The following is an 11,743-nucleotide window of genomic DNA, read 5'->3' as shown; positions in this document are numbered from 1 at the left end:
CGGCGGGAAGACCACGAACGAAGTTGGCGACACTGTATACAGCGCTGACAACGAGACTCAGTTCTTCACCGATCTCGACGTTACCTTCACCATGACCGGTGAAGCCGACAACGGCCTGACCTTCGGTGCAACCATCGACCTCGACGAAGCCGCCGACAACAAGAACCCGGGCCGCTTCGAGCGTCCTAGCGACCAGGGCGGCGAGAACATGTTCGTCTCCTACGGCGGCGCCACCCTGACCATGGGTGACACCGACGGCGCCCTCGACGCACGCGTGCCGGAACTGGCGCTCGCAGGCGGTTCGCTGGCAGACGACGAAACCATCCACCTCGGCTTCAACCACTCCGACGGTTTCGACTTCGACACCGACGGCGTCGGCCTCTCGCTGGACGGCTTCGGCGACGGCCAGGTCGCTCGCTTCGACTACGCCTACCAGGGCTTCACCTTCTCGCTGTCCGGCGAGCAAGTTGCCAACGGTATCGCACCGAACGATCTCGGCCGTCGTGATACCGGTTCGACCATCTGGGGTCTCGGCGTGTCCTGGAGCGGCACTGTCTCGACCGTCGACCTGACCGTCGGCCTCGGCTACCAGACCCTGGACGACGCAGCTGACATCACCACCGTCGCAGCAACCGCTGGCTTCGGTGGCGGCTTCTCGGCTGGCCTGACCTACACCAAAGCGAACGTCGAAGAAGAGTTCTTCGCCGACGACATCGAGCACTGGGGCATCGGCTTCGGCTACGAGATGAACGCAGTCGCGATCGGCCTGAACTACGGTGAGTACGACGCTGGTGACTCCGGCGAGACCTCGGGCTTTGGCCTCGCAGCCAGCTACGACCTCGGCGGCGGCCTCGAAGCCCGTCTCGGCTACGGCTACTCGGACTACGACATCGGCGGCGTCGACGACGACTACGACACCTGGTCGCTCGGCCTGCGCATGAACTTCTGATCTCTCCGGAGATTGGTTCAGGGAAGAGCGGGCTTTGGCCCGCTCTTTTCTTTTTCGGGGATGGCTTATCGCTGTCCCCACCCGATCGCCAAGGTCAACCGCGACGGTCACGGGCCAGAAGGACGCCTTCCGATGAGCGGCGAAAGACGCCTCGACGTGCTGCTTCAGAGCCTTTCGGCCCAGTTGGCGGACGAGCTCTTCGTCTTCGCCACCGTCCCGCCCGGCCCCCTGCCCGCAGGCCTTGCCCCGCGCATGACGCTCCACGAGGCCGAGGGCGTCACACTGATCCTGCCCCGCGACGAAGCCGAGGCGCACGGGCTCGACCACGACTTTCCCTGCCGGATGATCACCCTCACCGTCCATTCCTCGCTCGAGGCGGTCGGCTTCATCGCCCATATCGCCACGCGGCTGGCCGCGGCGGGCATCAGCGTGAACCCTGTGTCGGGCTTCTACCACAATCACCTCTTCGTGCCGGACGGCCGCGAGGCCGAGGCGCTCGGGATCCTCGAATCTGTCGCCGGAGAGTTCCAGTCCCGCGCATGATGGCGTAGGTCTCGTTCCAGCGCCGTGCTCCGGCTCGGTCGCCGCCACCCCGCGATTCCGCAAGTCACCGAGGCCCCCTCGCCCATGCTGCCCCTGTCGAAACAGATGACGACCCGGCTCCTGCAGGACGCCAAGAGCCACATGGCCCACGGCCGCCTTGCGCAGGCCCGCGCCGCCTTTACCCAGCTCGCGCTGGCCGCGCCCAAGCAGGCAGAGTTCCCTTACGAGCTCTCCCGCATCGCCTTCGAGGAGGGCGACCGCGAGGCCTGTCTCGGCCAGCTGCGCAAGGCCGTGGCGCTGGCGCCCACGCATCCGCAACTGACCCGCCACGCTGCCGATCGCTTCCGCCATCTGGGCGCCAGCGACGACGCGCTGGCCGCCTATGACCGCCTGATCGCCGGGGGCACCGACCCGCTCGGCAGCGAGGCCGACAAGGCGCATTACCTGCAGCTGCTGGGGCGCTTCGACGAATCCGAGAAGATCTTCCGCCGCCTGCTCAGGAAGCACCCTGCCGAGGCACAGCTTTACCGCATCTTCCTTGCCGCCAAGAAGATCGACGCGACCGACCCGCTGCTGCCCGCGATGGAGAAGCTCTGGGCGCGCAAGGACCTGCCCGACGCGCCGCGCATCCCCCTTGGCTATGCGCTCGGAAAGGCCCTGGAAGAGACCGGCAAGCCCGAGCGCGCCTTCGCCTGCTTCGCCCGCGCCAACGCCCTGCAGCGCAAGGGCGCGCCCTTCGACGCCGAGGCGCAGGAGCGCGAGTTCGCGGGTGTCCGTGCCGCGCAGGAAGGGCTCATCGGCCTGCCGCCTCTCGAAGGCGCCCCCACCGGAGGCCCGTGCCCAATCTTCGTCACCGGCATGCCGCGCTCGGGCACCACGCTGGTCGAACGCATCCTTGCCGCGCACGGCGAGGTTGCCGCGGGGGGCGAGCTCGGCATCGCGCTTCGGCTGGCCTACGGGCAGTTCGGCGTGGGCGAGGCCATGCGCCCGCTGGACAGGGAACCGCCGGAGCGGCTCCGCGCCTTCGCCGAGCGTTACACCCGGCTCGTGCGCCGCGACATCCCCGGCCAGACGCCGGTGATCACCGACAAGTCGATCCTGTCGCACCTGCTGGTGGGGCTGCTGCACCACACGCTGCCCGGCGCGCGGATCATCGTGGTCCAGCGCGACCCGCGCGACATCGCCGTGTCGATCTTCCGCAACTTCTTCGCCACCGGCACCCACCGCTACGCCAACGACCTCGCCGACATCGCGGGCACCATCCAGCGCTTCCGGCGCAACGTCGCGTTCTGGAAGGAACGCCTGCCCGGCGTCGTGCACGAGATCCGCTACGAGGAACTGGTCGCCGATCCCGAGCCGCAGTCACGGGCGCTGGTCGCGGCTGCCGGTCTTGACTGGCAGGACGCCTGCCTCGACTTCTACAAGAGCCGCGACGCCGTGAAGACGCTGAGCGTCAGCCAGGTGCGCCAACCGATCTACCGCAGCTCCGCCCGCGCCTGGACGCGCTACGAGCGCGAGCTGCAACCCTTCATCGAAGCCTGGGGAGACGAGCCATGGGACTGAGCGACATCCGAGACCGCATTGCAAAAGCCGAGGCCGATGCCGGCCGCGCCCCGGGCTCGGTCGAGCTCATCGCGGTGAGCAAGGTCCAGCCGCTGGAGCGGGTCGAGGCGGTGCTCGAGGAGGGCCACCGGCTTTTCGGCGAGAACAAGGTGCAGGAGGCGCGCGGCAAGTGGCCTGAGTTCATGAGCCGCTTCGAGGGCGTCTCGGTGCATCTCATCGGCCCGCTGCAGACCAACAAGGCGCGGCAGGCGATGGAGCTGTTCTCGGCCATTCACTCGGTCGACCGCCCCAAGCTCGCGACCACCATCGCGCGGCTGGCGCAGGAGATGGGCCAGTGTCCCGACCTGTTCCTGCAGGTGAACACCGGAGAAGAGCCGCAGAAGGCCGGCGTCCTGCCCGTCGAGGCCGACGCCTTCATCGCCGAGGTCCGGGCGCTCGACCTGCCGGTGAAGGGGCTGATGTGCATCCCCCCCGCCGAGGAAACGCCCTCGCTGCACTTCGCGCTGCTCGCCAAGATCGCAGAGCGCAACGGGCTGACGGGGCTTTCGATGGGCATGAGCTCGGATTTCGAGGAGGCCATCGCGCTTGGCGCGACCCATGTGCGCGTGGGCTCGGCGATCTTCGGGGAACGCGACTACGGCTGAGGCGGCGGCTGAGGCGGGAGCGCCCTTCCCAGCCCCCCGCGACGCGGTGTGACCGAAACACCGGCACCGGGGCCGCGGCGAGGCGCGCAATGTCTCGCCCCACCTTGCGCCCGACCACACGGAGAGCTAGGCCTTCGCCCATGCGGATCATCCGGGATTATCAATACGTCGAGCCCCAGGACCGGGGCGCCAGCGTCGCCATCGGGAACTTCGATGGCGTCCACCTCGGCCATCAGGCGGTGATCCGCATGGCGCGCGAGGCCGGCGGCGGCGCGCCCTGCGGCGTGCTCCCCTTCGAGCCCCCCCCGCGCGAGTATTTCGCCCCCGACTCCCCGCCGTTCCGGCTGATGTCGCCCGAGGCGCGCACCTCGCGGCTCGAGAAGCTGGGCGTCGAGCGGCTCTACGAGCTGAACTTCAACAGCGCACTTGCCGCCCTCACCCCCGAGGAATTCGCCCGTCGGGTGATTTCCGAAGGGCTCGGGCTCAGGCACGTGGTCGTCGGCGCCGATTTCTGCTTCGGCAAGAACCGCGCCGGGGACGTGGACGACCTCAAGCGCTTCGGTGTCGAGATGGGCTTCGGCGTGACCGTGGCCGAGATCCTCGAACATCGCGGCGGGCAGGTGAGCTCCACCGCGATCCGCAAGGCGCTGACCGACGGCAACCCGCGCGAAGCGGCGGCGCAGCTCGGCCACTGGCACCGCATCGAGGGCGTCGTGGTCGGCGGCGAGCAGCGCGGCCGCGAGCTGGGCTACCCCACCGCCAACATGTCCATCGAAGGGCTGCACCCCCCCAGGCAGGGCGTCTACGCGGTCGTGGTCGAGGTCATCACCGGCGAGCACAAGGGCAACTACCACGGCGCGGCATCGCTCGGGGTGCGGCCGATGTTCGGTGAGAACACGCCCAACCTCGAGACCTTCATCTTCGACTTCAAGGGCGATCTCTACGGCGCCACGCTGTCGGTGGGCCTCGTCGAATACCTCCGCCCCGAGCAGAAGTTCGACGGGCTCGACGCGCTGATCACCCAGATGGACGCGGATTGCGCCCGGGCCCGCGAGATTCTCGAGGCACTATGAGCGACCCCATCGACCGCAACGGGCTGGAGCCCCGCTTCTGGGAGAAGAAGCCCCTCGCCAAGCTCTCGGACAAGGAGTGGGAGGCGCTCTGCGACGGCTGCGGCAAGTGCTGCCTCAACAAGCTCGAGGACGAGGACTCGGGCGAGGTCGCGCTGACCTGTGTCGCCTGCCGCCTCTTCGACGACGAGAGCTGCCGCTGCGCGCAATACCCGATCCGGCACCAGTTCGTGCCGGAATGCATCGTCCTGAAGCCCTCGAACATCGACGAACACGCCTACTGGATGCCGCAGACCTGCGCCTACCGCCTGCTCTGGGCGGGCGAGCCGCTCTTCGACTGGCACCCGCTGATCTCGGGCGACCCCGAGACGGTGCATGCAGCGGGCGTGTCGATGCGCGGGCGCACCGTGCCCGAGTTCGAGATCGACGAGGACGACTGGGAAGACCACATCATCGAGGAGCCCGTCTGATGTTCTTTGCCTCCGACAACTCCGGCCCCGTGCCGCAGCAGGTGCTCGAATCGCTGGCCCGCGCCAATGAGGGCTATGCCATGGGCTACGGTGGCGATGCGCTGTCGCAGCAGGTCACCGACAAGATCCGCGCGCTCTTCGAGGCCCCCGAGGCCGCCGTCCACCTCGTTCCGACGGGCACCGCCGCCAACGTGCTGTCGCTGGCCTGCCTCTGCCCGCCCTACGCCACCGTCTTCTGCTCGCCCGTGGCGCACATCCACGAGGACGAGTGCAACGCGCCCGAGTTCTTCACCGGCGGTGCCAAGCTGACGCTGGTGGGCGACGCCGACCGCATGAGCCCCGAGGCCCTGCGCGCCGCCATCGAGAACGAAGAGACCCGCGGCGTGCATGGCCCCAAGCGCGGCCCGGTCTCGATCACGCAGGTGACCGAGCGCGGCAACGTCTACTCGATGGACGAGCTGCGCGCCCTGACCGCCGTGGCCAGGGACTACGGCCTGCCCGTGCATCTCGACGGGGCGCGGTTCTCGAACGCCGCCGTCAAGCTCGGCGTCACGCCCGCCGAGATGAGCTGGAAGATCGGCGTCGACATCTGCGTCTTCGGCGGCACCAAGAACGGGCTGATGGGCGTCGAGGCGGTGGTGATCTTCGACGCGGAGAAAGCCGCCGAGTTCGAATACCGCCGCAAGCGTGGGGCGCTGCTGTTCTCCAAGCAACGCTACCTCGCGGCGCAGATGGACGCCTACCTGACCGACAATCTCTGGCACGACCTCGCCAGCCGCGCCAACGCGCGCTGCGACCAGGCGCTGCAGGGGCTGAAGGGGCTGAAGGGCGCGGGCGTCACCGTGCTGAACGACACCCACGCCAACATGATCTTCTTCGAGATGCCCCTCGCCGCGCACCGCGCCGTGCAGGAGGCGGGCGCCGTCTATCACCTCTGGGGCAGCCCCGAGGGCCCCGACGACGAGGCGGTCATGGGCCGGCTGGTGTTCGACTGGGCGCTGGAGCCCGAGGCCGTCTCGGCCTTCGTCGACGCCGTCCGCGCAGCGGTCTGACGCCTCAGCGCGGCAGCCGCGCCATGGCGAGCCCCGCCGCCGCCGACAGGTAGAGCGATCCGGTCAGCCGGTGCCGCAGGGCGCCGGCCCGCGCCAGCCAGCCCCGCGCCTTGCCTGCCGCCAGAACCCACACCACGTCGACCGACGCCATCGTCAGCAGGTAGACCGCCGCCACCGCCAGCAGCGAGGACGGGCGCGCGGGATCGGCGAACTGCGGCAGGAAGGCCGCGTTGAAGAGCAGCGTCTTGGGGTTCACGCAGGCCATCAGCGCGCCCTGCACGAAAAGCGCCACCGGCGCCCGCCGCGGCGGCTCGAGCGTCGCCAACTCCGCCCTGCCCCGCCGCCACGCGGCGATGCCGAGCCATGTCAGCCACACCACCCCGGCCCAGCGCAGCCACTGGAACGCTTCCGAAAAGAGCTCGACCAGCACCGCGAGCCCCAGCGCCACGAGCATGACCTGAAACGCGATGCCCAGCGTGGTGCCTGCGACCGTAGCGAGCCCGTGGCGGGCGCCATGGGCCAGCGGGTTGCCGACGAAGAGGGCGACATTGGGGAAGGGAAAGGCCGCGAGGGCGACGCAGGCTGCGACGAGGGCGAGAAGAGTGGCCGGTTCCATGCGACGCTGGCTCTCGCCCCTCCCGTCCGGGTCAGTTCATGTGGAAATGCAGCTCGTAGGCGCCGTCGTTGAAGGCACCGAAGAGGTCGGGGATGTCCGGATGATCCACCGGCTCGCCCGAGTAATCGGCGACGAGGTTTTGCTCGGACACGTAGGCGACGTAGAAGCTCTGATCGTTTTCGGCCAGTAGGTGATAGAACGGCTGGTCCCGCACCGGACGCGAGTCCTCGGGAATCGCCTCGTACCATTCCTCGGTGTTGCTGAACTCGGGATCCACGTCGAAGACAACCCCGCGGAACGGGTGCTTGCGATGCCGGACGACCTGGCCAAGGTGATATTTTGCGCGCTGTGTATGCATGGCAACCTCTTGGGCCAAGTCTTGTCATTTCTAAGGTGTGATGTCCAACTTTAGGACGCAATTTATCAGAAACACACTGTGAACGCGCATCCGACAGTTCCGGTTCCCGGCAGTGTTGCGTGGCAGGCATAGACCCGCTGAACAAGGGGCCCATCGCGATTGTGATTCCAACCCTTCTGCCGTTGCGTTACAATTACCGCAGGCAAGAAAACCATAAAACACGATAAAACCAATAACACTCAGAAGAGCGAGAGGCAGATGAGCAGATGGCTTCGCGCGATGGTGGTCGTGCTGCTGGCAGCGTCATGTGGCGGTGGTGGCAGTGGCAGATCGCCTGACAATCTCGATGACGCCTGTGCAATCCTGACACAGCGTCCGAACTACATCCGCGCCTTCAAGGCGACCGAGCGCAAATGGGGCGTTCCGGTGCATGTGCAGATGGCCACGATCTACCAGGAAAGCAAGTTCAAGTCCGATGCGCGGACTCCGTTCCGCTATTCCCTCGGGGTCATTCCCAACGGTCGGCAGAGCTCGGCCTTCGGGTACAGCCAGGCCCTGGACGGCACCTGGGACGAATATCTCGAGTCGACCGGCAAGCGCCGCGCCCGCCGCGACGATATCCGCGACGCGACGGATTTCATGGGCTGGTACATGGCCGGCACCCGCGACGGTCTCGGCATCAGCCTGCGCGACGCCCGCAACCAGTACCTCGCCTATCACGAGGGCCGTTCGGGCTTCAAACGCGGCAGCCACAACTCCAAGGCCTGGCTGGTCCGGGTCGCCGACGAGGTGGGCAACCGCGCGATCGTCTACGAGGTCCAGCTGGCGGGCTGCCGCGCGGCGCGCTGAGGCGCCGCACGGTCTCCGGCTTCAGTTGACGCGGTTCACGTCGAAGAGGCTGTTGGGCAGGTTGGCCTTCTGCAGCCCGCCCAGCACCACCGTCGTGGTGTTGCCGTTGCCGTCACGGATGATCCACTGACGCAGCTCCACCGGGTTGCCGGTGAATTTCATCTGGATCGAGCCGTATTCCGGATGCCGCGGATCCTGCGCGGTCACGGTGGTCGCGGTGCCGTCGTAGCTGTGCCCGGTCACCATGCCGCGCTGCGCGAGGTTCACATTGCGCTCGAGGATGATCGACAGCGGCGTCTGGCTCAGCGGATAGGTCTCCGGCTGTCCGCGCACCTTCTTGTCGAACACGTAGACCGCCCCCGACCAGGCCAGCACCAGCGCCTGTTCCGGCGGGTTGTACTCGAAGCGCACCTTGCCGGGGCGCTTGATCGAGATCGTCCCGGTCGAGATCGTGCCGTCCCCGTTGATCTGGGTGAACGGGCTCTTCGCCGACTGGATCGAGTTCAGGTACTGCGAGATCTGGTTCAGCGAGAGCTGCTGCGCCGCCGCCGAGACGGTGGTCAGCACGAGCGCCGTCAGCGCGGCGGTGATGAGTCGGAGCATATGGTCTTCCTTCGTCCTGCTCGGGTGGTCGGGTCAGCCATGCCGCAAAAGCCGCGGTCATGCGATAACAGCCCCCCGTGTTCCGGTGACAGATAGGGCGCGCCCGGGCAAATGACAAAGCCGCGCCCAGCGAAACGGCAAATCCGCGCCTGCCCGCCCCGGCCCGGCCCCCCGGGACCGCCGCCGCCGTCCCCTCTGCCCCTGCCCTGAAACGGAAAGAAGCCACGGAACCGACCGGCCCGTGGCTTCCTCTGGCTCTAAATATCCCGGGGGTGTCCGCATCAGCGGACGGGGGCAGCGCCCCCTCCCGGAGCGGGCCTCAGGCCTGCTCCGGCACCAGGATCTCGCGCTTGCCGACGTGGTTCGCGGGGCTCACGACGCCCTCGTCCTCCATCTGCTCCACAAGGCGGGCGGCCTTGTTGTAGCCGATGCCCAGCTTGCGCTGGATGTAGGAGGTCGAGCACTTGCGATCCTTGATCACGATCGCCACCGCCTGGTCGTAGAGCGCGTCCTCGCCGCCGGTGTTGCCGCCGGTGTTCAGCCCCAGCACCGCGTCGATGTTGTCGGCCTTCTCCTCGTCCGGCCCCTGCACCACGCCCGAGACGTATTCCGGCGGACCGAAGGCCTTGAGGTGGTTCACCACCTCCTCGACCTCTTCGTCCGAGCAGAACGGCCCGTGGCAGCGGGTGATCTTGGCGCCGCCCGCCATGTAGAGCATGTCTCCCATGCCCAGCAGCTGTTCGGCGCCCATCTCGCCAAGGATGGTGCGGCTGTCGATCTTCGAGGTCACCTGGAACGAGATCCGGGTGGGGAAGTTTGCCTTGATCGTGCCGGTGATGACATCGACCGAGGGCCGCTGCGTGGCCATGATCAGGTGGATGCCAGAGGCCCGCGCCATCTGCGCGAGGCGCTGGATGCAGGCCTCGATCTCCTTGCCCGCAACCATCATCAGGTCGGCCATCTCGTCGACGATGACGACGATGTAGGGCATCTTCTTGGGCTCGAACTCCTCGGTCTCGAACACCGGCTCGCCGGTCTCGTCGTCGAAGCCGGTCTGGACGGTGCGCTTGAACATCTCGCCCTTCTTCAGCGCCTCGGCGACGCGGCCGTTGTAGCCGTCGATGTTCCGCACGCCCATCTTGGACATCTTGCGGTAGCGGTCTTCCATCTCGCCCACGACCCACTTGAGCGCCACGACGGCCTTCTTGGGGTCGGTCACCACCGGCGACAGCAGGTGCGGGATGCCGTCATAGACCGACAGTTCCAGCATCTTGGGGTCGATCATCACCAGCCGCAGGTCGTCGGGCGTGAGCTTGTAGAGCAGCGACAGGATCATGGTGTTGATCGCCACCGACTTGCCCGAGCCCGTGGTCCCCGCGATCAGCAGGTGGGGCATCTTGGCGAGGTTCGCGACGACCGGGTCGCCGCCGATGTCCTTGCCAAGCGCCAGCGGCAGCTTCTGGTTGCCATCGCCGTAGTCACGGCTCGACAGGATCTCGCGGAACGAGACCATCTCGCGCTTCTCGTTGGGCAGCTCGATGCCGATGACCGAGCGGCCCGGCACGGTCGAGACCCGCGCGGACAGCGCCGACATCGAGCGCGCGATATCGTCGGCCAGGCCGATCACCCGCGAGGCCTTGAGACCCGGCGCGGGCTCGAGCTCGTACATGGTGACCACCGGGCCCGGGCGGACCGAGACGATCTCGCCCTTGACGCCGTAGTCGTCGAGCACGGTCTCGAGCATCCGGGCGTTCTCTTCCAGCGCCTCGTCGCTCAGGTGGTGGCGCTCGATGGCATCGGGGCTGGCGAGCAGGCCCAGCGGCGGCAGTTCGAACACCGCCTCGGACGGGTCGAAGCCAAGCTGAGGCTGGGCCTCGGCCTGTGCGCGGCGCGACGGCTGCACGGGCTTGCGCTGGGGTTGCTGCACGACCTTCTTGGGCTGTGCCACCGGGATCTCGGGGCGCGCCATGTCGGCGGGCAGCGACGGGATATAGTCGTCCTCGTCGCGGTAATCATCGTCATCGCCATAGTCGCCGTGATCGCCATAGGCGTCATAGGCATCGGCCTCGCCGGCGTCCGCGGTCTCGTCACCGGCACTGTAGCCGTCATCGTCGCCGTAGTAGCCGTCATCGTCCCCGTCGGTCTCGGGCTGCCACGTCGGAACCGGCGGCTCGGCCTGCGGAATCGGGCCACGGTCGACGCGCGGGAAGGACCGGGCCTCCGGCGCCTCGGTCTCGCGGTACTCGGTGGCGTAGTCGTCGGCGAAATCGTCCGAATAGTCGTCGGAGAAGTCCTCGGCGAAATCGGTGTCGGCATCCTCGGCCGGGGCCGGCGGGATGGCGCGGGCCACGGCGGGCGCGGCGGCTGCGGCCACGGCTGCGGTCGCCGCGACACCGGTGCGCACTGCCGACAGCGGCGGCTCGGGCGGCAGCCCGGCGGCGGGTGCGTGGGCGGCGGTCAGCGGCGGCTCGGCGCGCGGTGCCGGGCGGTAGATCAGCGGATCGGGACCACGGCCACGGCCCTTGGTGAGCGGCTTGCTCGGGTCGGGCACGAAGGCGGGCTGCGCCGGCTCCTCGGCGGGGTCGCGGCGGCGGGCGCGGATCACATCGGCGATCTTGGCGCGGATACGGTCCTGGCGCGGCTCGTCCACGTCATAGTCGAGGATCTCGGCCTCGTAGAGCTCGGGCTCGGGCAGGTCCTCGGGCTCGGAGCGCTTGATGAGCGAGGGCATGCGCGACAGCAGGCTCGGCTTCTTGGGCTCGGGCTCGGGCGCGTGCACCGGCTCGTCCCAGTCGACCACCGGCTCGTCGTCGTCTTCCATGTCGTAGGCATAGGTGGCGGGCTGGTGGCCGCGCTGCGGTGCCACCAGCGGCGCGGAGCGCACCACGGGCGCCGCGGGGGCGGCGGACATGACCGGCGCGCGCTGCACCCGGTTGGCCGGGGCGACGGGGGCGGGCACGGCTTCCTGCTCGGCCGCCCAGGCGGCGGCCTCGGCCTCTTCGTCGCGGCGGCGCTGACGGCGGTCG

At 68.3% G+C, this 11,743-nt stretch carries 12 protein-coding genes; 8 read left to right on the top strand and 4 right to left on the bottom strand.

The window, feature by feature from the left end:
* The 7 genes from HC022_RS11500 to HC022_RS11470 form a co-directional block, all read left to right on the top strand.
* Window positions 1–949: porin (locus HC022_RS11500; protein ID WP_167452513.1), on the top strand; the 949-nt coding region annotated here is incomplete at its 5' end.
* Window positions 950–1,081: 132 nt separating this feature from the next.
* On the top strand, window positions 1,082–1,492 hold the full coding sequence (locus HC022_RS11495) for an ACT domain-containing protein (protein ID WP_167452512.1): 411 nt from the start codon (window positions 1,082–1,084) through the stop codon (window positions 1,490–1,492).
* Between the two features lie 105 nt (window positions 1,493–1,597).
* The gene (locus HC022_RS11490; RefSeq protein ID WP_254885057.1) at window positions 1,598–3,055 is read left to right on the top strand and encodes a tetratricopeptide repeat-containing sulfotransferase family protein; all 1,458 of its coding nucleotides are present in this window, start codon (window positions 1,598–1,600) and stop codon (window positions 3,053–3,055) included.
* Window positions 3,046–3,699, top strand: coding sequence for a YggS family pyridoxal phosphate-dependent enzyme (locus HC022_RS11485; protein WP_167452510.1), 654 nt, complete (start codon window positions 3,046–3,048; stop codon window positions 3,697–3,699). Before HC022_RS11490 ends, HC022_RS11485 begins: the two co-directional genes overlap by 10 nt.
* Before the next feature lie 140 nt (window positions 3,700–3,839).
* On the top strand, window positions 3,840–4,772 hold the full coding sequence (locus HC022_RS11480; protein WP_167452509.1) for a bifunctional riboflavin kinase/FAD synthetase: 933 nt from the start codon (window positions 3,840–3,842) through the stop codon (window positions 4,770–4,772).
* Complete coding sequence (locus HC022_RS11475) at window positions 4,769–5,239, top strand: YcgN family cysteine cluster protein (RefSeq protein WP_089962056.1); 471 nt, start codon at window positions 4,769–4,771, stop codon at window positions 5,237–5,239. The genes HC022_RS11480 and HC022_RS11475 overlap by 4 nt, the downstream gene beginning before the upstream one ends.
* Window positions 5,239–6,291 (top strand): low specificity L-threonine aldolase, encoded by a 1,053-nt coding sequence (locus tag HC022_RS11470; RefSeq protein WP_167452508.1) that lies wholly within the window; start codon window positions 5,239–5,241, stop codon window positions 6,289–6,291. The genes HC022_RS11475 and HC022_RS11470 overlap by 1 nt, the downstream gene beginning before the upstream one ends.
* 4 nt (window positions 6,292–6,295) lie before the next feature.
* Here the strand turns inward: HC022_RS11470 and HC022_RS11465 are convergent, their stop codons facing one another.
* Together HC022_RS11465 and hspQ are read right to left on the bottom strand one after the other, a co-directional pair.
* Window positions 6,296–6,907: a LysE family translocator gene (locus HC022_RS11465; protein ID WP_167452507.1), complete on the bottom strand. Its 612-nt coding sequence runs from the start codon at window positions 6,905–6,907 to the stop codon at window positions 6,296–6,298.
* A 31-nt stretch (window positions 6,908–6,938) separates the two neighbouring features.
* Window positions 6,939–7,265 (bottom strand): heat shock protein HspQ, encoded by a 327-nt coding sequence (hspQ, locus tag HC022_RS11460; RefSeq protein WP_040383802.1) that lies wholly within the window; start codon window positions 7,263–7,265, stop codon window positions 6,939–6,941.
* A 258-nt stretch (window positions 7,266–7,523) separates the two neighbouring features.
* Between hspQ and HC022_RS11455 the strand changes: the two genes are divergently transcribed.
* Complete coding sequence (locus HC022_RS11455; RefSeq protein ID WP_008886353.1) at window positions 7,524–8,114, top strand: lytic transglycosylase; 591 nt, start codon at window positions 7,524–7,526, stop codon at window positions 8,112–8,114.
* 21 nt (window positions 8,115–8,135) lie between these two features.
* Here the strand turns inward: HC022_RS11455 and HC022_RS11450 are convergent, their stop codons facing one another.
* Together HC022_RS11450 and HC022_RS29130 are read right to left on the bottom strand one after the other, a co-directional pair.
* On the bottom strand, window positions 8,136–8,717 hold the full coding sequence (locus tag HC022_RS11450; protein WP_008883591.1) for an outer membrane lipoprotein carrier protein LolA: 582 nt from the start codon (window positions 8,715–8,717) through the stop codon (window positions 8,136–8,138).
* Window positions 8,718–9,036: 319 nt separating this feature from the next.
* Window positions 9,037–11,743, bottom strand: a 2,707-nt coding sequence (locus tag HC022_RS29130; protein WP_254885056.1) for a DNA translocase FtsK, incomplete at its 5' end; no start/stop codon positions are given.

The sequence above is a fragment of the Salipiger sp. HF18 genome, from assembly GCF_011806505.1.
GTDB lineage: Bacteria > Pseudomonadota > Alphaproteobacteria > Rhodobacterales > Rhodobacteraceae > Salipiger > Salipiger thiooxidans.
This window is presented reverse-complemented; position numbering and strand designations above follow the sequence as displayed.